Origin of the sequence: Gilvimarinus gilvus (assembly GCF_030518155.1) — a bacterium.
In the GTDB taxonomy this organism is placed as follows: Bacteria; Pseudomonadota; Gammaproteobacteria; order Pseudomonadales; family Cellvibrionaceae; genus Gilvimarinus; species Gilvimarinus gilvus.
Genome location: NZ_JAULRU010000371.1, coordinates 1 through 21,162, shown reverse-complemented (window position 1 = coordinate 21,162; position 21,162 = coordinate 1). Strand labels below are relative to the sequence as shown.

At 50.7% G+C, this 21,162-nt stretch carries 18 protein-coding genes and 1 pseudogene; 9 read left to right on the top strand and 10 right to left on the bottom strand.

What is annotated here, in order from left to right; translation table 11 throughout:
- Positions 1-45 precede the first annotated feature (45 nt).
- Complete coding sequence (gene ahr / locus QWI17_RS06405) at positions 46-1,050, bottom strand: NADPH-dependent aldehyde reductase Ahr (protein ID WP_302721705.1); 1,005 nt, start codon at positions 1,048-1,050, stop codon at positions 46-48.
- Between the two features lie 167 nt (positions 1,051-1,217).
- Here ahr and QWI17_RS06400 point away from each other — a divergent pair, with 167 nt between their 5' ends.
- The 4 genes from QWI17_RS06400 to QWI17_RS06385 all read left to right on the top strand — a co-directional run bounded on the left by QWI17_RS06400 (position 1,218) and on the right by QWI17_RS06385 (position 3,693).
- Positions 1,218-2,129: a LysR family transcriptional regulator gene (locus QWI17_RS06400; RefSeq protein WP_302721704.1), complete on the top strand. Its 912-nt coding sequence runs from the start codon at positions 1,218-1,220 to the stop codon at positions 2,127-2,129.
- Between the two features lie 69 nt (positions 2,130-2,198).
- On the top strand, positions 2,199-2,795 hold the full coding sequence (locus tag QWI17_RS06395) for a TetR/AcrR family transcriptional regulator (protein WP_302721703.1): 597 nt from the start codon (positions 2,199-2,201) through the stop codon (positions 2,793-2,795).
- On the top strand, positions 2,795-3,094 hold the full coding sequence (locus tag QWI17_RS06390; protein ID WP_302721702.1) for a YciI family protein: 300 nt from the start codon (positions 2,795-2,797) through the stop codon (positions 3,092-3,094). Before QWI17_RS06395 ends, QWI17_RS06390 begins: the two co-directional genes overlap by 1 nt.
- Complete coding sequence (locus tag QWI17_RS06385) at positions 3,091-3,693, top strand: DNA-3-methyladenine glycosylase I (protein ID WP_302721700.1); 603 nt, start codon at positions 3,091-3,093, stop codon at positions 3,691-3,693. The genes QWI17_RS06390 and QWI17_RS06385 overlap by 4 nt, the downstream gene beginning before the upstream one ends.
- Positions 3,694-4,377: 684 nt before the next feature.
- Here the strand turns inward: QWI17_RS06385 and QWI17_RS06375 are convergent.
- Together QWI17_RS06375 and fusA are read right to left on the bottom strand one after the other, a co-directional pair.
- Positions 4,378-5,189: pseudogene (locus QWI17_RS06375) on the bottom strand (Solitary outer membrane autotransporter beta-barrel domain).
- Between the two features lie 328 nt (positions 5,190-5,517).
- Positions 5,518-7,608 carry an elongation factor G gene (fusA, locus tag QWI17_RS06370; RefSeq protein WP_302721695.1) on the bottom strand — a complete coding sequence of 697 codons (2,091 nt, stop codon included), beginning with the start codon at positions 7,606-7,608 and terminating at the stop codon, positions 5,518-5,520.
- Between the two features lie 713 nt (positions 7,609-8,321).
- Here fusA and QWI17_RS06365 point away from each other — a divergent pair.
- Positions 8,322-9,566 carry an EAL domain-containing protein gene (locus tag QWI17_RS06365; RefSeq protein ID WP_302721694.1) on the top strand — a complete coding sequence of 415 codons (1,245 nt, stop codon included), beginning with the start codon at positions 8,322-8,324 and terminating at the stop codon, positions 9,564-9,566.
- A 103-nt stretch (positions 9,567-9,669) separates the two neighbouring features.
- On the top strand, positions 9,670-10,653 hold the full coding sequence (locus tag QWI17_RS06360; RefSeq protein ID WP_302721692.1) for an NAD(P)-dependent alcohol dehydrogenase: 984 nt from the start codon (positions 9,670-9,672) through the stop codon (positions 10,651-10,653).
- On the opposite strand, the gene QWI17_RS06355 is transcribed toward QWI17_RS06360, so the two are convergent.
- A complete protein-coding gene (locus QWI17_RS06355) occupies positions 10,634-11,434 on the bottom strand; it encodes a polysaccharide deacetylase family protein (protein ID WP_302721691.1) in 801 nt (266 codons plus the stop codon). The genes QWI17_RS06360 and QWI17_RS06355 overlap by 20 nt on opposite strands.
- A gap of 149 nt (positions 11,435-11,583) precedes the next feature.
- Here QWI17_RS06355 and QWI17_RS06350 point away from each other — a divergent pair, with 149 nt between their 5' ends.
- A complete protein-coding gene (locus QWI17_RS06350) occupies positions 11,584-12,315 on the top strand; it encodes a glutamine amidotransferase-related protein (protein WP_302721690.1) in 732 nt (243 codons plus the stop codon).
- 186 nt (positions 12,316-12,501) lie between these two features.
- Complete coding sequence (locus QWI17_RS06345; protein ID WP_302721688.1) at positions 12,502-12,930, top strand: DUF4168 domain-containing protein; 429 nt, start codon at positions 12,502-12,504, stop codon at positions 12,928-12,930.
- 46 nt (positions 12,931-12,976) lie between these two features.
- On the opposite strand, the gene QWI17_RS06340 is transcribed toward QWI17_RS06345, so the two are convergent.
- The 4 genes from QWI17_RS06340 to QWI17_RS06325 form a co-directional block, all read right to left on the bottom strand.
- Positions 12,977-15,457, bottom strand: coding sequence for a hypothetical protein (locus tag QWI17_RS06340; protein ID WP_302721687.1), 2,481 nt, complete (start codon positions 15,455-15,457; stop codon positions 12,977-12,979).
- A gap of 285 nt (positions 15,458-15,742) precedes the next feature.
- The gene (locus tag QWI17_RS06335; protein ID WP_302721686.1) at positions 15,743-16,936 is read right to left on the bottom strand and encodes a glycoside hydrolase family 88/105 protein; all 1,194 of its coding nucleotides are present in this window, start codon (positions 16,934-16,936) and stop codon (positions 15,743-15,745) included.
- A gap of 13 nt (positions 16,937-16,949) precedes the next feature.
- Positions 16,950-17,972, bottom strand: coding sequence for an Ldh family oxidoreductase (locus QWI17_RS06330; RefSeq protein WP_302721684.1), 1,023 nt, complete (start codon positions 17,970-17,972; stop codon positions 16,950-16,952).
- 92 nt (positions 17,973-18,064) lie between these two features.
- Positions 18,065-18,970, bottom strand: coding sequence for a LysR family transcriptional regulator (locus QWI17_RS06325; protein ID WP_302721683.1), 906 nt, complete (start codon positions 18,968-18,970; stop codon positions 18,065-18,067).
- Between the two features lie 222 nt (positions 18,971-19,192).
- Between QWI17_RS06325 and QWI17_RS06320 the strand changes: the two genes are divergently transcribed.
- Positions 19,193-19,891: a hypothetical protein gene (locus QWI17_RS06320; RefSeq protein WP_302721682.1), complete on the top strand. Its 699-nt coding sequence runs from the start codon at positions 19,193-19,195 to the stop codon at positions 19,889-19,891.
- Here QWI17_RS06320 and QWI17_RS06315 read toward each other — a convergent pair whose 3' ends face one another.
- Both QWI17_RS06315 and QWI17_RS06310 read right to left on the bottom strand, forming a co-directional pair.
- The gene (locus tag QWI17_RS06315; protein WP_302721681.1) at positions 19,892-20,245 is read right to left on the bottom strand and encodes a hypothetical protein; all 354 of its coding nucleotides are present in this window, start codon (positions 20,243-20,245) and stop codon (positions 19,892-19,894) included. It lies immediately after the preceding gene.
- A gap of 22 nt (positions 20,246-20,267) precedes the next feature.
- On the bottom strand, positions 20,268-20,909 hold the full coding sequence (locus QWI17_RS06310) for an MOSC domain-containing protein (RefSeq protein ID WP_302721680.1): 642 nt from the start codon (positions 20,907-20,909) through the stop codon (positions 20,268-20,270).
- Between the last annotated feature and the right edge of the window lie 253 nt (positions 20,910-21,162).

The window sequence follows — 21,162 nt, the reverse complement described above, 5'->3', positions numbered from 1 at the left end:
AGAAAATTCCAATTGGCTTGAAGCTGTTTGCATAATACCGTCAACCTACGAGTTTTTTAGCACGATTCTGTAGTGAGCCTTACCCTCGCGCAGGCGTGCGATGGCGTCATTGATTTCGCTCATGGCAAACGTTTCAGTTTCCGGTTCAATGCCGTGCAGTGCGGCAAAGTCCAGCATGGTTTTGATGGTTGCAGGGCTACCTACGGGCGACCCGGATACTGAACGCTGTGCGCCTATTAAACCAAAGACACCCAAATCAAGCGGCTCCAGTGTGGCGCCAACCATGTGTAAACGCCCTTTCGGTGCCAAGGTGTTTAAGTAGGCGTTCCAGTCGAGCTTGACGTTGACGGTGGATAAAATTAAATCGAAATAACCGGCAGAAGCCTCTAATTCAGAGTCGCTGCGTGAGTTGAGCGTTTTGTGCGCCCCCATTTCTATGGCTTCGGCTCGCTTTGCTTCACTGCTGGTGAAAGCGGTAACTTCGCAGCCCCAGGCATTCAGGAATTTAACTGCCATATGGCCTAAGCCGCCAATACCGACTACGCCGACCTTTGCTGTAGGTGGAATATCAAATTGCACCAGCGGATTAAACACGGTGATGCCGCCACAAAAAAGTGGTCCGGCCGTATCGGGGTTGACCCCGTCGGGGATGGGAACAACCGCCTTGGCCTGTGCGCGTACCTTATCGGCAAACCCGCCTCGGTGGCCGGCAATCGTCGGTTGCGCGCTGGCGCATAGGTTGTGATCTCCGTTGTTACAGGTTTGGCATTCGTTGCAATATCCGCTATGCCAGCCTAGTCCCACCAGCTGTCCAACGTGTAAGTTCGTGACCTTGTCACCTGCAGCGGAAATTTTACCGATCACTTCGTGGCCGGGTACAAACGGGTACTGGGTAAAACCCCACTCGTTGTCCAGCATGCTGATGTCGCTATGGCATAGGCCACAGCTCTCCACATCTATTTCTACTTCATCACCAGCCAGGGGGCCGGGATCAAATTCAAAGGGTTCTAGTGGTGCGCCTGAGGATTGCGCGGCATAGGCCTTGATCATGGGATATCTCCTTTGGTGAGTGCAATGGTGCATCAATGCTTGGTTTGGCATGTAGCTGGGCGGATCAAAAAGCTTGAGTAGGGGCTTGATGCGCTCAGGTCGAGAATGAGGATCAGTATGCTGCTAGAATAATATTGAAACAATCCTGTATTTTGAAACGTAACGATATGAAAAACGAAACGATTGATTTAAAAGCTTTGCGGGTGTTTATGGCCGTGGCGGAGCACCTCAACTTTACCCACGCCGGCCATACACTCGGAATACCCAAGTCGCAAATCAGCAAAATCGTTGCGCAGCTGGAAGCCCGGCTGCAGACACCGCTATTCGCCCGCACATCCCGTGTGGTCCGCTTGACCGAGGCTGGGCGCATACTGGCACTGCGGGCGCGCGCTCTGCTAGAAGAGGCCGATTTGATGGTCGAGGATGTGAAGGGGCTGCAACACAGTGTAAACGGAGAGCTCAGGTTGGCCGCACCACCAGCGCTGGGGCGCTTTATTGCCCGCGACCTGGTGCCGCTGTTCTTGCAGCAATGGCCCGACGCCCGGGTCGCACTAAAGCTTTCTTACGACTATGAGGATCTGTTTAAAGAGGGACTCGATCTCGCATTTCGAATGGGCACAAATCGCGACGACAGTCTGATTGAAAAGCCGCTGGGGTATGCCAATAGGGTGGTTGTTGCTGCCCCCAAATATCTGCAGCAGCAACCACCCATCAATAGCCCTCAGGATTTGACGGGCCATCGTTGCTTGCAGGTTTTCGCGGCCGAAATGTCGACCTGGACAATGCGCAACGGAAATATCTCAAGCACGATTACCTTGCCCGCACTTTTCCAGTGCGATGATATGCAAGCTCTGTTAAACGTTCTGCTAGAGGGCGTGGGTGTCGCACAGATGCCTTGGCTAGTGGTCCGGGATCACGTGTACGAGGGCCGGCTGCAGGAGGTCTTACCAGGTTGGGTCAGTGAGGGCTTGTCGATATCGGCCGTGTATCGGCAAGGCCTCAACAAGCCAGCCAAACTGGCCGAGTTTATAGCCTTGGTTGATGAGCACATCCATTTGTTTGATTTGGCGCGACATTAAATCGAAAGGTTTGACTTTCTAGGTCGATTGTCCTAATCTGACTATAGGGCAAGCGACCTAAAGAGAGTTATGCACGTTACACAAGCCGCCATAATTGAGTGTGCCGATGAGCTGTTTTATCAGCAGGGTTTCACGCATACCTCGTTTGCACAAATTGCCGCGAAGGTGGGTATATCCCGCGGCAATTTCTACCACCATTTCAAAACCAAAGACGCGATTCTGGATGCCGTTATAGAGCGACGTCTGGAAAAAACCAGACACATGCTCAAAGCTTGGGAGGGTAAATCAAACACACCGGCCCAACGTGTTCGGTGCTTTATCAAAATACTCACTACCAATTGGTCCAGTATTCGACTTTACGGTTGCCCAGTCGGCACACTCAGTACGGAACTCGGCAAGCTTGACCACCCGCAACGCAAACATGCCGGCGAAGTATTTACGGTATTCAAGGATTGGTTGGTGCATCAGTTTGTCGCCATGGGCCAACAGACATTGGCTGAAGAACACGCCTTGCACGTGTTGGCGTTTAGCCAGGGCACCGCCACGCTTGCCAGTACTTATCGCGACAAAAGCTTTGTGGATCGGGAAATTGAACGTATGTGCCAGTGGTTGCAAAGTTTGGAGAAGTCGCCGGCCGGAAGTCATTCAACCAAAGGAGATCGGTAATGTTTATAGTGTTTTTGAATTTTACGGACAAACGCGAGCGAGCCCCCGCGTTGATGGCAGAGCACAATGAATGGCTGCAACAAGGTTTTGCCGATCAGGTTTTCGTTTTAGCTGGCAGTGTGGCGCCTGCGCGCGGTGGCGCTATAATTGCTCACAATGTAACGCGTGAGGATATTGAGAGCCGAGTGAGTGAAGATCCGCTTGTGACAGAAGGTATTGTCGCTGCGGAAATTATTGAGTTAACACCTACTAAGGTGGCACAGTCACTTGCCTTGCTGGATGCTGAGGTGGCTGCATGAGTGGCACCGTGGCAGGGCCAGATGGTAAACCCCGTTGTGGTTGGTGTGGCTCAGTGGATGAGTTTTTTCCCTACCACGATAAAGAGTGGGGGTTTCCGGTGGCGGATGATCGGGTTTTATTTGAGAAGCTCTGCCTGGAAGGTTTTCAGTCGGGCTTAAGTTGGCGGACTATTTTGGCCAAGCGGGAGAACTTTCGCGAGGCATTCAAACAGTTCGATATTAATACGGTTGCAAAGTTTACGGCAAAGGATGTCGATCGACTGCTGCAAAATGCAGGAATTGTTCGACATCGGGGAAAAATTGAGGCAGTGATTAATAATGCTAGGCGAGCGCAAGAGCTGATCGCGCGCGAAGGGTCGATTGCTGCCTATGTCTGGCAATATGAGCCGGCGGCAGAGGTTGCGCCACAATCGCAAACAACCTCTGCCGAATCCATCGCACTCTCTAAGGCACTGAAAAAACAGGGGTGGAAGTTCGTTGGCCCCACCACTGTATTTGCTTTTATGCAGGCAATGGGGCTGGTGAATGACCATCTGCAGGAGTGCGTCACACGGCCTCAAGTCGCGCGTGCCCGACGGGAATTTAAACGTCCAGGTTGAGTCTAAGGCAAACATTGGATGGTAGTATGTCGTATGCAATGCATAGGGGGCCTGACGCGGTTCGATGTCACTCTCAGTCAGAGTTACCGCACGCTTATTGATTAACACGATGATCCTGCCTTTAAGTCGTATATCAAGGCTTCGCAATAAGGTTGGGTTAAGGGGGTAATGTCTGCTGGAAAGAGACCAGTCAGTGCGCCGCTGTGTGGAGCAAATCTATCGCCAGCGTGCTCATAATCTGGATACGTTTGCACAACAGTTGAACGCGGTAAAGACGGTGGTGGTTGACTGTGCCCTCTTTGGAGTTGAACCTTGGGTGTTTCGGTTTTATCAAATGAGTCCCCAGGTGTTGACGGTAAATTCAATGGTGGCTTCGTATTCGTTATGTCTCGATTCATCCGCAAAACCTAGAACTTCTTAAGGCGCGAATACGACAGCGGTTGAGCAGGGTTTGAAGTATATTGTCGCTGTGCCTGAGCTAGGAGGTGAGCCAACACAGACACCGGAAAACTCTATAAGCCCCGAAGGGCGCGGCCAAAACATTCCCTACGTCGCGTTGTTTTTCTTGCCAAGGGTTACGGATATTACTTGCGAAAAACGCCTTAAGTACTGAGCTTTTGGGCTCGCGCAGAGGCGACCAGAGACTTAATCAGGTTCCTTTATTTTGGGGGCGTGGTTTTACATTTACTCGTTAAACAAAATGACTAAGCTGCCGCCGCTTAAGTTGCTGCCAATATTGAGCGCCAGACCAACTCCTATATTATTCAAAAATTTTATGTCGTTACTGGTGTCAATCAACCAACCTGCTCCAAGCTCGTAATAGTGATGCGAGCCCAGGGGGCTGACTGCATCGCCGCCAACGTCGATTCGGCTTGCCAGTACCCGAATTTGACTGCGTCGTTTCAGTACATCAGGGGTGTCATAGTGATACACCAGCGTGTTGCTAAGGCGTCCTGTTTCGATTGTAGTGTCCTGGGCATGGCTGTCCGTTGCCACCGTGTGCCCTATGGCATAGTTTTGTACTCCCATGTTTGTCCCCACGCTTCACCCCGAAAACTAGCCCCTATAGAGGGGTCAAGTAGCCATGCGCCAAAATCGGTGTTGAGTAATGTGTCGTCTAAAGTCGCGCGGATGTCCCTTAGGGGTGAGTCCGCATAATGAAAACTGTTGGTGTAATAGGCCAGCTGCCCGCCAAGGCCGGCATGAAATTTCCACTGGTGATTGAGTTGGTAGCGCCAGGAACTTTCGCCAAATAGCATGTACGTTTCTTCTTCGAGTGTGCTGGTGCGTCCAGAGTCGCTAAGAGATAAATCCTGATCAGCTGCGACGAAGGACGCCCGCAATAGTGAATGCCAGCTAATCTTGTCCGAAATCTTTTTGCTGGGAAGTGCCCATGGAAAGGAATATGTCGCTAATTGACTGCGTTGTTTTAACGTTTCTTCGTTGCCTACATCAATATTGCCGAAGTCGACGAATTCATTCGGATCAAAATCCATTACGCCCAATGTGACCAGATTAGAGTCGGCCAGAACCACGGCGCGTGCGATATTCTGGGCGGTAAAACTCTGAACAAGTGCGACATAGTCGGGCGGTAATTCTACCTCTTGCGCGTTTAGGTTGGTTGGGTTCAAGGTGCATATAATCGCACCTACTATGAGGCATAGATCTTTCTTCAATGAGTGGGTCAATGGCATTGGAGTCCCTTTACCGCCAGTAGATCGAAGCTTGTATAGTTGTTTTATAACAGAAAGTGTGAGCTGTGCAAATGACAGGCAAAAAAAAGCCCCGCAGTTTGCGGGGCCTTTTTTTTAGGCGTTGCAGCTATTACTTCTTCTCGGCTGCTTCGCGCTCTTTTACCTTAGCGATAACTTCTTCGGTAACGTTGGCCGGACATGGAGCGTACTTAGAAAACTCCATAGAGAACTGGCCGCGACCGGAGGTCATGGTACGCAGGTGGCCAATGTAGCCAAACATCTCTGACAGGGGAACTTCTGCCTTGATGCGAACGCCGGTAGCGTTTGGCTCTTGGCCATTGATCATACCGCGACGACGGTTCAGGTCACCTATAACATCACCCACGTGATCCTCTGGGGTGAATACGTCAACCTTCATAATAGGCTCCAGCAACTGTGGACCTGCCTTTGGCATAGACTGACGGAAAGCGCCCTTAGCGGCGATCTCAAAGGCTACCGCAGAGGAGTCAACGGCGTGGAACGCACCATCGTACAGTTCGATTTCAACGTCCAGTACAGGGAAGCCGGCCAGAGGGCCGCGGTCCATCATGCCTTTAAAGCCTTTCTCAATGGCAGGGAAGAATTCTTTCGGTACGTTACCGCCCACAACGCTAGAGCTAAAGGTGAAGCCAGTGTTTGCTTCGCCCGGCTTGATGCGATAGTCGATTTTACCGAATTGACCAGAACCACCAGACTGCTTCTTGTGGGTGTAAGAATCTTCGATGGCTTGAGTGATGGTTTCGCGGTAAGCAACCTGAGGTTGACCCACTTCCATCTCTACACCGTAGGTGCGCTTCAAGATATCGACTTTAATGTCCAGGTGCAGTTCACCCATACCTTTCAGAATGGTTTCGCCTGAGTCTTCATCGGTTTCAACACGGAACGATGGATCTTCAGCCACCATCTTACCAATGGCGATACCCATTTTTTCGGTAGAGCCTTTGTCTTTTGGCGCAACCGCGATGGAGATTACCGGATCCGGGAACACCATGGCTTCCAGCGTGCATGGGTTTTTCGGGTCACATAAAGTGTGACCGGTCTGTACGTTCTTCATGCCCACGATGGCAATAATGTCACCGGCCTGAGCGTGGCTCAGCTCGTTGCGTTCGTCCGCTTGCATTTCCACCATGCGGCCAACGCGCTCGGTCTTGCCGGTAAAGCTGTTAAGGATAGTGTCACCCTTGTTCAGCTTGCCCGAGTAGATGCGTACGAAGGTCAGGGCGCCAAAGCGGTCGTCCATAATTTTAAACGCCAATGCACGCAAAGGCTCATCGGCAGAAACAATGGCTTTCTCGCCGGTTGGGTTACCTTCTTCGTCGGTCAGATCTTGTGGATCTACTTCGGCAGGGGCTGGCAGGTAGTCGACAACCGCATCCAGAACCAGCTGCATACCTTTGTTCTTAAAGGCCGAACCACAGAAGGTAGGGAAGAATTCCAGATCGCGGGTGCCCTTGCGGATGCAGCGCTTGAGGTCTTCTACAGAAGGCTCTTCGCCTTCCATGTAAGCCATCATCAGGTCGTCGTCCATTTCAACGGCCGTTTCAATCAGTTGCTCGCGGTACATGTCGACGTCGTCAGCCATGTCAGCAGGGATGTCCACGATGTCGTAGTTTTCTGGCTGGCCAGAATCGTCCCAAACATAGGCTTGTTTGGTCAGCAGATCAACCACACCACTAAAGGTGTCTTCGCGGCCGATAGGCAGGGTCATAACCAGTGGCTTGGCACCCAGCACGTTTTGTATCTGATCAACAACGTTCAGGAAGTCGGCGCCGATGCGATCCAGCTTGTTGACGAAGATGATACGAGCAACTTCAGATTCGTTAGCGTAGCGCCAGTTGGTTTCTGACTGAGGCTCAACACCACCAGAACCACAGAAAACGCCGATACCGCCGTCCAGTACTTTCAGTGAGCGGTAAACTTCAACGGTAAAGTCAACGTGCCCGGGGGTGTCGATGACGTTCAGGCGGTGACCTTTCCACTCACAGGTAACGGCAGCGGACTGAATGGTAATACCGCGCTCAGCTTCCTGTTCCATGAAGTCGGTGGTGGATTCACCCTCGTGTACCTCACCCAGCTTATGGATTTTACCGGTGAGCTTGAGGATACGTTCGGTGGTAGTGGTCTTACCCGCGTCAACGTGGGCAAAGATACCGATATTTCTGTATAAACTTAGGTCTGTCATTTCGATACTCGTATAATCAAGGCCAAAAATTGGACGGCATTGTACAGTGTTGCGGCACTCAATTGCCAATATCAATTAGCCCTAAACACCATCTGCTGGGTGTTTTTTTGGTAAATATTCTACTGATGCCCGAAAACCGGGAATTTATCGCTAAAATGACCGGCTTAGGGCTATTGGGCTGGGGTGGCTGATAGTTTTTGTCGGTTGTTGGTGCGACAGCCTTTATCGCAACATTTCGGGTTGTAGTTCGGGTTGCCGTCGCGCGGGTCTTGCGGTGACCATGTTCCTGCTCGCTCACGCGCAGAGGACAGGTTGCAACTGTGCGGATGAATATTTGCCTTAGGGGCGGGGGAGCTTGGCAATGCGTCGATTTGGGGCATCGCCGCAATCAGTTATGAGGCTGTTGCGTGATTGGGAGTCAATGACTCAATTGTCATCATCGTGCTCCAAATGGGTTCAAGCATGGCGGGTGGTGCACGATTCGTAACGGTGGCGGATATCAGGCGCGCAAGGAAATGGTGCTCAGGGAGTTAACGGGGGTGTATTTCGTTTACTTCCTCAGTGTTCGCGGTACTAACTATCAGATTGTACGGGTTCGCAAAGGTGGTATATATCCTGCTTACCCCTAGGGCCAGTGCACGGTTGCCTGGTCGTTCCTTTGTGGCTGGGAGTTGCACCTGGATAAAAGAGCGGTTCTGAACGAGAGATGTATTGTGAACATTCTAAGCTCTATGAAATATTCCCAGCCCGCGGGTACTACGCCAACGTCCATTGACCAGTACTTTCCTCACTTTCAGCCTCTCGTTGAGCTGAGCTCAGGTAAGGTTGCAGGCCATGAGGCGCTGGCTCGTCAAAGGGATAGCTCGGGGCGTGTCGTATCCGCAGCGGCATTATTTTTTGATGAGAGCTACTCGCAAGACTGGGTTTTGTCCGCTGACCGGGCTATTCGACGACAGGCGCTGGCAACCTATGCCACTTTGCCGACTAACCAATTCATTGCGCTCAATATTTCACCGCTATGGGTTGATCGTCTGGTCGATCTGAATGTGGTCCCCACCTTAAACATGATTGATCAGGTTGGAATTGACCCAAGGCGTGTGGTCATAGAGGTGACAGAGCGAAGTGGTAACCTGGAAAATCTAAGAAAATTAACCCGGGAGTATCAGCGTCACGGAATTCGGGTGGCGATCGACGACTTTGGCTCGGGTGCGTCACAGGTTGACAGAATTATTGCGCTTGAGCCCAATCTGATAAAACTCGACATGGATTTGTTTAAAGCGGCGTCGCGTGGAGGCAGCGCTGCCGATATTGCTTTGGCCATTACCTCAATGGCCATGCGGGCAGGTTGCCAGATCGTATGTGAGGGCGTTGAAACTCAGGATGAATTTGACTTTGCCGTAGAGTGTGGCGCTGATTTAGTGCAGGGCTGGATTTATGACCCGGCCAAAGTATCACCGTTCACGGGACTTGAGTATCAGCAGAAAACTCAAACGTTGAAAAAGCAATATCTATCGCGCAAGGCCGATACATTTGAACGTGCATATCGCCACCGTCTTGAAGTTGAAAGTCAGGCTCGCATTTTGAAAGAGTGGCTGCGGGCCAGTGACGATTTATCACATATTCATGCCACCATGTCGGCCGCCGCGTTTCAGAAACTAGGCATACTGCGCTTTTATATGTGCGATGTGGCGGGTACCCAAGTGTCGCCAAACTTTGAGTTAAGTGGCCGCGATGTTCAGTCTGACGCAGCAATGATCGGGAGTAACTGGAGTCACAGGCCTTATTTCCCGAGGCTAATCGGGATTCGGCAGCTACCCCTGGAGCAAATGGTTATTTCAGAAGCTTATCGCGACATTCGCAGTGGTGATATGTGCAAGACCTATGCTTTGGTACTCAATGAGCAATATGTGCTCATGCTGGATGTATTGGTAACTGATCAAGTGTTGTTTGCGCGCTGAATGCGCTGCTATGTCCCATAAATCCGCGTTTATTTGACCTCTCTGGCATTTCCTTCAGCGCTCCGCCATACTTAACCTGTCGACAAATTCAAGGAGACGCCCAATGCGTGTTGTAGTGTGTGCAGGCTATGGTGGGCCGGACAGACTGCAGCTAATGGAGCGTCCGGAGCCTGTCGTAAAAGACGATGAAATCAAAATAAGGATTTATGCTGCAACCGTCACTGCGGGCGACTGTGAAGCGCGCCGATTCGATTTCCCCGCATTTCTCTGGTTACCCATGCGATTGTTTTTGGGCGTTTTCAAGCCTCGCAAAGGAGTCTTAGGTCAAGAGGTGGCGGGTGAGATTGTGGCGATTGGCGATAAGGTTACGCGCTTTCAGCCCGGCGACAAGGTATACGCTGCCACCTTGTTTCGCTTTGGCGCTTACGCCGAGTATATCTGTTTGCCGCAAACATACCCGGTGTCTTTGATTCCGGACGGTCTTTCATTTGCACAGGCCGCCACCATCCCGACAGGGGGCGTGAATGCCCTACATTTTTTACGTCTGGCACAAGTGAAAAGCGGCGATAGAATATTAATTAACGGCGCCGGCGGCAGTATTGGTACCTATGCGGTACAGTTAGCAAAAATTCTAGGTGCCACCGTTGATTGTTCAGATAGCGCCAACAAGCTTGAGGGGCTGAAGCGATTGGGCGCAGAACGAGTTTTTGACTATCAGAGTGAGGATGTATTTACTCAGCGAGCAAGTTATGACGCCGTTATTGATGTAGTAGGAAAAAAAGCAACCGACGACGCGTTATCTGCCCTTAAGGTCGGTGGTTGCTATGTATTGGGTGCGCCCAGCTTAGGGGGGATGATCAGTGCGAGTCGTCGCAATAAAAAGGGCCCAGGAAAAATATTGTTTGAATTTGCCGATTACAAACCTGAGCTGTTAACCGCACTGAATCGCTGGTTAAGTGAGGGGAAACTAACCCCGTTGATTGATCGGGAGTATCCGCTGGCAGAGGTGCGTGCTGCCCACGCCTATGTGGACAGCGGTCAAAAATTCGGCAATCTTGTTATCAACGTTATTCCTGCTGATCAATAAACTGTGCAATGTCTACCATTGGGGCTATCCATAGATCGGATTGCTTGTTGCTAAGATAATTCAACAGTTTTAGGTGGGTCGGCTCATCGAGGTTAAGGCCATGTTCTCCGCCCACACCATGAAATAAAAACACCAGTAAACCTTGATTGGCAATGGCGTTATCCACCATTGTCTGCAACTGTCCGATACTTTGGCCATTAATCATGTGGGCCGCAATATTGTATTGAGCAACCTGATCGGGCGTTGGGTAGCTTGCATGTACACCGCGCGCGCCGACAAACAACGGTTTAATGGCGTCGACGTATGATTCTCCCCCCGCACTTGTATCGCCGCAGGGGAATGCCAGTGTACGTTCGGTTTTGCCATCTATTGCCTGCAAAGTTGTATTGGCAACCTTAATATTGTCAACCATTCGTTGCGCTGTCCACTGAGAAAGGTCGCGCTCAGCGGCTACCCACTCGCGCCCGGCCCCTTGGCCGTTGCAGGGGTGGAATAAGGTATGATTTCCCAACTCGTGCCCTTGCTCGGCAACTTGTCGCCATTCGTTCAGTCGCTCAGCGAGCGGAGGGACGTTAATTGTGAGATAAAACGTGCCCTTCATGTCATGCCGGTTGAGAGCGGGCACTACCTTGTCAAGGTGTACATTCAGGGAGTCGTCATAGGTGAGTGAAATTGCTGCCCGTTTTCCTTGCCAGAGATTTTCAGCATTACATACACCGCTAAGCACCACTAGACTGAGCGTCAGGCAGGCGTGTTTAAGCGTTCGGTGAGAGGCGCCCATGGTTCACTCCTTATTTTTGGTTGTTTGAAGGGGATAGGTTAACACCGTTCGAGCTAGCAGGCTGCTAGTCATGTCTATTTGTAAATGGCGTGTAGGTTTCCGGGCACTCGCGACGAATAGTCGCGGGATTCCATCTTTGCAAAAAATTAATGTGCGAGAAATTGGTATTAATGACGTCAATAGCGATATATAACACTGACACAATTCCCGAATCACTGGCGCGGCAGCATGGTCAGTATCCGGATATGTTTATGCGCGCATTTGCAGGGTTTGATTGTAGACTTACCTTTTCACGTTTTGATGTGAATGAGCTTGACTACCCGCGATCTATGAAAAATATTGATGGCGTACTCATAACCGGAAGTAAGTCAGCGGCTTATGATTCAGACCCTTGGATTCACATCTTACAGGAGCATATACGTGAACTGGTCGCGAGTCGCGTACCGGTGGTCGGGATTTGTTTTGGTCACCAAGTTATTCATCAGGCGCTGGGCGGTAGGGTGCAACTGGCGCAAGGCGGCTGGTGTGTCGGTACGCACGAAAATCAACTGGTAGGTGCCGATGCACTGTTTGGCGCTGAGGGTGAAATCTTCCGGTTGTTGTCCAGTCATCAAGATCAGGTTGTGAAAATGGCACCAGAGTTTGAGCTGCTTGCGCGAACGGCATACTGCCCTGTGGCGATGACTCGTTTAGGGCGCCAGGTGCTGACCTTTCAGGGGCATCCCGAATTTACCCGTGACTATGCGAAAGCACTGATGGGGCGGCGGGTAGAGGCAATTGGTGACATTAACGTTGCCCGGGCGTTAGAGTCGCTCCAGCAGCCGCTGGACGACCTGCTGGTGTTGAAGTGGATCGCGGCATTTCTTAGAGGCAGCCGTTAAATAGACAAGTTGGCTAAATATATTAGCACTCTCAGGTTTTGTAAATTGTGTTGTTGAGGCATTGTTATATTTACAAAAGGGTGTAAGTGCTAGCCTGAAAGTCGTATAAAAACATAGGCTTACAACCTCGGCATGGTTCCTGCCTTAGAACTGCTACCGATCACTTTAGTAACCTAAGGAGTAATTATGAAACCTGCTATGCAATCTCTTTGTGGAGCTTTGGTCGCAGCCACCCTCGCCTCGGGTGCCGTACACGCTGAAAAGGCCACAACGCAGTCACCTGATACCTCGGCCCTGCCGTCGGCTTCCGCCTCTGCAATGAAAGTCAGTGAGGGCCAGGTTGCAGAATTTGCCGATGCTTATGTGGCCGTGCAGTCACTCAGTCGTCAATATGGCTCGCAACTGCAGCAGATCACAGATCCCGAAAAAAAGCAGTCAATCCAACAGCAGGCGCAAAGCCAAATGCAAACCGCAATTAAAGATTCGGGCCTGAGTTTGAGTGAGTACAAAAATATTGCTAATGCTGCCAATCAAAGTGAGGCGCTGCGCCAGCGTATTACGGTGGCAGTGAACAATATTATTCAGCCTGAAAAAACCGAGGAATCAGGCAGTTAACAAAGCCGGCCGCGGTGCTCCCGCGGCCGTTGTTGTTGCCTCGAGATTAGCGCTGTCGTTTGCGCAAGCTCACAATGCTGAGCAGTAAAATACATACCACGCTCAGGGCAACTGTCCAGTTGCCATACACAGGCAGAGCAAATGCCCCGTTTCCGGCCGCCAGTATGGCTACGACCGCTGCTGCGTTGGCGGCAACGACGTCGCCATCGTTTGATACACCCTGTATTTGCGCTAAATTGAAGTGAGCTGAGTACGGATCTCCCGACACATATTCAGTAAAGCTGCAGCTGTACGTAATGCCTGCGGCAATAGTCGGCGGTAAACTGCAACTGCCGCGGCCATTAAGGTTGCCATATACCGAGTCTGTTAAGCTGGTTAAGTCGATGCTATTGGTGACCGATGTGTTGGTGACTTCAATGGTAAAGGTTACATCTTGCCCGGGCGCAATAATTATACGAGGCGAAGCTGTTTTGGTGAGGGCAAGCGTGGCTGGACGGTTGAGAATGGCGACCTGCGCAACATCGCTACCGAGCAATGTTCTCGATGTTTCATCTTCACCAAAGGCGACAATAACATTTGACTCTTGCTCACCGCCGCGCCCAACAACGGTAGCACTAAAACTACAGCGATAAACTGACCGCGTTGGAAGCACTACGGGTAAGGCGCAATCCCCTTGGCCGTCTAGATTGCCATGAACGCTATCTACCAGAGTGTTAATTGTGGCATCGGCGTTGTCGGAGGAATTAAATACGGTCACATTAAAAGTAATGATGCCGCCCGGTTCGTAAACACTGGTACTGGACGGAGTTTTAATGACACGAATGCTGCCTACCGGCGGCGTTGCCGCTTCAATTGATACGGTTGCTGCACCAATAGCTGATACGGTGTTGCCGTCATCATCAACGCCCGAAGCGGTAATAATATCAGTTTCCCTGTCGCCTGCAGAGCCGTTAATAGCTTGTGTAAATTCACATTGATAGGTGCCGCCATTAGCGGCGAGAACTTGCGGCACGCTACAGGTGCCAAGGCTATCGAGGTTACCGTAAATATTATCATTGAGAGTGTTCAACGTAACTTCATCCGCTGTCGATACGTTTTGTATCTGCACTTGATAAGTTACATTTCCTCCGGGCTCAGCGAGTAACGCAGGGAAGGGAGTTTTGGTGACCTCTAATTTGGAGTTCAAGTCGGTAATTGTCACACTGGCGCTGTCTGAGGCTGAAACCGGATTGTTATTGTCATCGCTACCGATAGCGGTAATAGTATCAGTGATAATAGCGCCAGGAACATCGTTTACAGGGGCAGAGAAGTGGCAAATATAAAAAGGTGTAGTGGTGGCATCAAGTCTTATCGGTACATTGCAAGAGCCCTGTCCGTTAAGGTCTCCGTAAAGGTCATCATCAAGTGTTGTGACCTCCACCCCCGTTGATGAGGCGTTGTAGAGTAAAACGCTGTAGCGAACTAAACCTCCGGGTTCAGGTAGGGTTGAGGGCATGGCTACTTTTCGCAATTGTAAATCGCCTACTGGGGAGGTGGAGTTTACAATGTCGACAGTGGCCGAGTCGGAGTCGGAAACCGAATCGCCTTCGTCATCGGTACCGCTGGCCGTAACGGTATCGGTAAACGAATCGCCAGGGCTGCCGCTAATAGGAATGGTAAATTCACATGCTTCGGTATGTTGTGGGGCGATAACTATTGGCGTGGTGCATGTGCCTTGACCGTTTAGATCCCCGTAGGGTGCATCGGTCAGTGACGTAATGGTGACCGGGTCGGTGGCGGATGAATCGTTGTGAATGGCGATAGAAAAGGTGACGTCTCCGCCGGGCGCTTCGAGTTCGGCTGGCAGCGCCACCTTAGTGACGCTAATCGAGGGCGCGGGCTCAACCTGCACCGGTAGGTCGAAGTCGGCGCTAGACAGGCACTTGGGTGGATTTGGTTCAAATAGAGTGGAATCGTTAGGGTCGGAACAATCGGCAGATGATCCGTTGTTATCCCAGGAGATGATAAAATCTACATCAACCTGGCCGTCGCCATCGTCGTCTTTGCAAAGTGTATTGGGAAGCACAATGTCGCGATAAGTTGGGTTGGAAGAGTCGAGGTCACCGCAACTGTCGCCGTCCAAATCCTGATAGGGACCAACACCGGACGTGAGGTCGATCGCACCGCCCTGTGGCGTTAACGATGCAAATGTGCAGCTTGCTCCGCCAATTGTAGAGTCGCCATTATCGCCGACAAAAAAGCCTAAGTCATAGCGATTGTTAGCACCGCCACCATTTTCAAACTCAACGCGTACTGTCAGGGAAACGGTATCTCCCTGTGTGCACGCTGATGGTCCGGCGATAATGCTAGTGCCGGTAGGCTGCAAATCTTTGGCGGTACAACGGTCACCATCTATTTGTGTGGGGCAGACGGCGCCTAGCACGGGTGCGCAAACTAATGATCCGAGAAGGAGGGCGAAACTGGCGGGTAGGGCGCGGAGGTTTTGAAAACACACAACAATATTGTCTCTAGGTAATTTAATACTCAAAACTATACCTATTGTCACAAGCCCACGCTAGTATCACCCCGTGCGGTTTCAACAGTTTTCTTGCTTACCGTAACTGCGGCTGGCGCATTAATTTGTACCATGCGTTCGGCTCAGTATTGTTACGACAAGGTTCACGTGTTCTGGTCTAAATCTATTGTTTTAGATAAGGCATGTGCCGTACAGTTTATGTCGCTCGCTTGATTTGATTTTTCATTATGCTGCTGGCCTACGGTTCCTCGCTTGATTAGGGCAAGGGGCAAGTTTGATGGAGCGGACTCAATGAGTTTACTCCATCACGGATGAAGCCATTAGCACGCCGATATAACCGTGAGAATATTGTTTTGCGCCCGCTTGGGGTACATCAATGGGTTTAATTGAGACATAGTCTAGGTAGTTAATCTTAGCACTCATGCCTGGAGCTATAGAGGTGATCTGTGGGCCGTCGTCATGGTAAGTCTTAATATAAGGCTGGATAGCATTCCACCCGCGCCGTGTTACCTCTGAGTATTTCGCGGGCAGTAATTCTAAGTCGACACCTTTTTGCAAGGCGTAGATGATCATGCCGCTACCACTAATTTCAGGGTAATTCCCTTCACTGCTGAATTTGTCCAGTACCTGGTACCAAAGCCCATCACTTGGATTTTGAGCATTCGCTAGCCCCTGCGCCAATCGTTGATACATATAGCGAATAGCGACGTAATCCGCGTGGTTTTGAGGCAGGAACTCTAGAATATCGATTAAAGCCATGGCGAACCAACCAGATGCTCGCGACCAGTGCTGGGTAGATTGGCCCGTAATTGAATCGGCCCAGGCTCTATCGCGTGAGTAACTCCAGGCGTGAAAGGCGAGATTACTGCGTATATTAAATGAGCGAGCCGCAATTAATTTTACCTGCTCGGTGGCAGCAGCAATGGTTTCTGGCTCGCCAAAAGTAACCCCGTACCGCACCAAAAAAGGGTCTTTCATATACAACCCATCGACAGAAGAGACATTCTTGTATTTCTCGTTATTTTTGTGCCAGTACAGGCCGTCGGGTGTCTTGGCAAAAACGGAGGGTTTGGCGTCGGTGCCCAGCAGGTGATCACGCATGGTCTTTGCTGCCAGCCGGTATTTTTCCTCGCCGGTTTGCTCATATAAAAACAAACAAATAACGCCGGGGTGCATGCCATCCAGCGTTGTCAGCAGCCCACTAATATTACCTTCGTCGTCAATGTATTCGTCTGCATACCGCTTGATATAGCGGAAATACGTCGGCTTGCGGTACTGGGCGTAAATCTTTTCTATGCCGTGTAGGACAATACTGTTTGAATGATCCCAGCCGTGGTGCGTGAGTGCATCGATAGTGGGCTGGTGACGCTCCACTATAGCGTCGGCAAGCCAAACTCCTACGCTTGGTTTAGGCGTCTCGGCGAGGCTAAGGTTTGCGTTCAATACGTGCAGCGCAACGAAAAAAGAGTAGGCGGTGATTGTTTTTAGCATTGTGTCCATATCCTTAGTTGAGGGTTATTCCTATGGCCTGTAACTGTTGCAACAACTCAGGGTGTAAAGGCACTCCTAGTTTTAGGTTTGCCTGATGGCATTTCCAGCCTCGCGCCCCGGGGTACTGGAATGCAGGCGCCGTGGTGTTGAGATGGTCGAACAGCTCGCAGATACGCCTCTGGTATTCATCAATAGGTAAAAAAGCGGCTACGTTAATGGCGATAAAAAATTTGGATGAACCTCCGTCAATTCCGCTTTGATCTTTCTGCTGTAGTTGGTGGGTAAAGTCGCCACCGGTTAAGCCTGCGCTGAGCATCTCCAGCATAAGGGACAGCCCTTCTCCCTTGTGGCCGCCAAATGCTGCGAGTGCGCCTGCGAGTAATTGCTGCGCGTCTGAGCTTGGATTTCCGGCAGCATCAAATCCCAGTCCGTCCGGTACCTTTGTGCCTTGTTGAAGCAGCGTCGCTACCTTGCCGACCGACGCTTGGCTCATGGCCATGTCTATCACGCAGGGCTCAGCCAAAGTCGGGGCCGGCACACCAATTGCCAGTGGGTTATTGCCAAATACTTTTGTGCGAGCCTGCCAGGCGGCCATAGAGGGAATGGCGTTAGTGCTGCATATCCCAATACAACCTTCGCGGGCTGCATAGGTAGCATACGCGTGCGCGCGCCCCCAATGACTGGTGTTTTTCGCCAGGCATAAGCCAATGCCACAAGTTTGCGCCTGAGCTACGGCGCGCTGCATAGCCCTTAACGCCGCCGCGCGCCCAGAACCGTAATCACAGTCAAGAATACTTACGGCCGCAAACTGAGAAGTGATGGTCTCGCTGGGTTTGGCATTGATGCGTCCATCATCCAGTGCGGCGATCAATTTAGGGAGCATCTTGATGCCGTGTGAAGGCACCTCGGCTAGATCTGCGGCGACCATCAGTTGTGCTTCGATATCGGCCCGCTCAGCGGATAGGTCGGCTTGCTGCAAGCGCAGGCTAACTTTGCGTTGCAACATCTGGTGATTAATTCGGAATGAGGTGTGCATGGTGTTCACTTGCGCCTATAGGGTTAGCCGGTCAAGCGCAAGCATAGGGAAGTTGATCAGATTATAAAACTAATATAAACAGAACGCAGTGTTTACGTCCCGTTGACGAAAGGCGAGCCAATCTCCTGTAGCATAAAGTCAATAAAACACTGAACCTTGCAAGGTATGTGCTGGCGGTGTGGATAAATCATAAAAATATCCATATTTACACAGGCCTGTTCGGGAAATAACTCAACTAATCTGCCGTTGGCAAGTTCGGTAACCACCGAGTGTTTTGCCATTAGGCCAATACCTCCTCCGGCTTTGACAAGGTTGACCAAGGCCTGAGGGTTGTTGGTTTTAATGTTGGAGTGTACGGGTACCGTGTAGTGGTCGCCGGTGACACTGTTAAATGTCCAGTTGCGCCCATCCCTTAGGTGGCTATCGAGAATACAGCGATGCTCGCTCAGCGCCTGAGGGGTTGCCGGTGTGCCATTGGCTTGTAGGTAGGAAGGGGCGGCACAAACAATAAGTGGCCAATCGCACAACCTCCTTGCAATCATGTCGGAGTCGTCAACGTGCCCGCTTTTAATACGGACATCGATGTTGTCTTTCAACATGTTAACGGGGGTGTTGCTGATTTGCAGCTCAACATCTATGTCTGGGAACAAATTGCTAAATTTAGGCAGAAGGCGGGCCAGAATGTGTTCACCAAAGGCAATGGGAGAGCTGACTCGCAATAAGCCGCGGGGCGAGGTCTGCTTAGTTATCACCTCGTCGACCATGGAGCTGTAAGCTTCCAGTAGCTGGCGCGCGTGACGGTAATACTGATGCCCGGCGTCGGTGAGTACCAGGCTTCGGCTGTTGCGATTGAACAAGCGTACGCCGAGATTGGACTCTACCTCTGTGACGTATTTACTCACCAGGCTTTTGGAGATACCAAGGTTGTTGGCCGCCGCGGTAAAAGAGCCGGCTTCAACGACGGCAACGACTGCTTTTAATCCGTCAAAAGTGTCCATAAGCTCTCTTGTGTCCTTATTAGTGTTTTACTGGTGTCGTTATTATTTCATATTGGTGGGATTTTCGCTTTGGCAGTACGAGCCTGAGTACTGGGTGCATGGGCTATTGCGGATATCTGGTTTCTCCGCTTACGGGAAGCCTTGATTGTAAACGCAGGGGTGGTAACCCCGTGCATTCAGGGGTAGCATTTGCCTCAATCGATTAAAAGCTAGGTACATTTCATGAAAACCCAATTCTTCTTTTGGCTTTTGGCCTGTGCTTTGACCCCTGTGGTTTTCGGCGCTTCGTCTACCCAGGGTGAAAGTGGCAAAGCAAAGGTGGCTACCGTGATGCCAGAATCTCAGGTAGAGAATTTTTCCAATTGGGATGATTCGAGCTTTAGTACGTTTTTCTATGACACCACGGTAAATTTTTCCCAGTACGATCAAGCCATTTTTTTCCCTATGACATTTGATCGCATGGAATTGGCGCAAACAACCAATGATGAATATTTAGAATCGTGGAGCAAATCATCTTTTAATGAAATGGATAAAATATGTCAGTTTTTTGATGATTTCTTAATGAAGAAATTTAAATCATCCCGCTACATAACGCCGACGCTGAAAGGCGGCCCGAACGTACTCGCCATTGAGTTCCGAATGAAGGATTTTATGCCAATGTCTATGCGGCGCGAGGATGCCTTGGGTACGGTTGGTAGCTCGACCAATGCTATGGGGGTGGGGATACTAACGTTTCAGGCGGTATTGGTGGAATCCCAAACGGGTCGTTTGGTGGCAGTGATTGAAGATGGTATGAATATAAGCTCTGGAACCAATTCAGTAGACGACCGCATTGGGCGTAATATGGCCTGGCGAAGATCTTTTCGCGACATAGTGGCAAAACTCCATCAAGACTTTAAAATGCTAGAAGAAAAAGGATAATTAACGTTTTGGTGTGGGGTTTTGCGAAGAGCTTTCTTGCTGAGCTTGCTGTTTTTCCACGATTTCCATGCGGTGTTTCATCCCGGGGTTAAAAAACGAGTCAGCCTCCATAAAGCCTCCGGATATGGATGTGGTGCCGCGGTCTTTTTTAGGCTTTTTGAACCAGCCCAATTTTCCAATCTTGTTAGCGAGTAGAAAGCCAATAAAGGGGGCCAGCCAAACTAACAACAGTAGGCCAATTTTCTTTTTAAACGAGGGAGTCCAGCAGTAAACATCCCAGCTTATCAGAGCATTGAAGACCGTTAGAACGATCAGTGCGATTATCAGTAACCCGTAAGCATGTACTTGTTCCACTCGCTTTAACTCCCACTGCCTGCTAGGAAGAAACGCCAGTCCGTTTCTCAATAATGCCACGCGCTATTTTGGATATGGGGGAATGTAGGGCGCGCTTTACGGCGTCGGGGTGCCACGCTTTTTGATGCCACTGGACGAAGACTTCCTTAACGCTTGCGTAATCCTGTTCGGTGGGACGCCATTCAATGGGTGCGCCTGCGCTTATGGTCCCTGCCCTGATTACCCGTGCGTATGCGCCAGGACGTTGGGCGGCTACAAATTGTTTGACAAATTTGGGGTCGCCCATCTTGGCGGCGAATTTAACGCAAGGCACCCTTGGCGCTGTGATTTCAAGTAGTACAGCATCACCTATTTTCAATTGGTCGCCAATGCGCAGCTCGCCTGCATGAAAGTCGGAAATCGTCAAATTCTCACCAAAAGTTCCCGGGGACAGTTGCCCGCCTAGCTGTTTACTCCACCAGGTGTAATCGGCAGCGCTATACAGGTAAAGCGCCTGATCTTCACCGCCGTGAACGTTGGTGTCGACAATGGTGTCACCTTCTACCCCAAACTCGCTAATCTGTACATCTCCGCTTAACGGTTCTTTAAAAATACCGGAAGTAACGGTTTTGTTGCCGATTTCCAACTCTGTGGCAACAGCAGAATTGATCGAAAGTAAATGCATGAGGTTTACCAGCGTCGGTGTGTGGTATGCGTAACACTAAGCCAAATCAGTGGGGCCGTCTAGCAGGGCGTTGAAAACCCCCTTACGTACTCAGACTCTCAGCCTGCTAGGTGCCACTTTGACGGTGTGTGCCCACCCATCGAAAAGTGGCAACGACGAGTACGGGCCAGCCTGGAAGTGGTAAGCGAGGCTATGGTAGCCATTTCGGAAGGTTAATCAAGCCCACGGCGACTGCCGCAGGCTGATTAAAAGC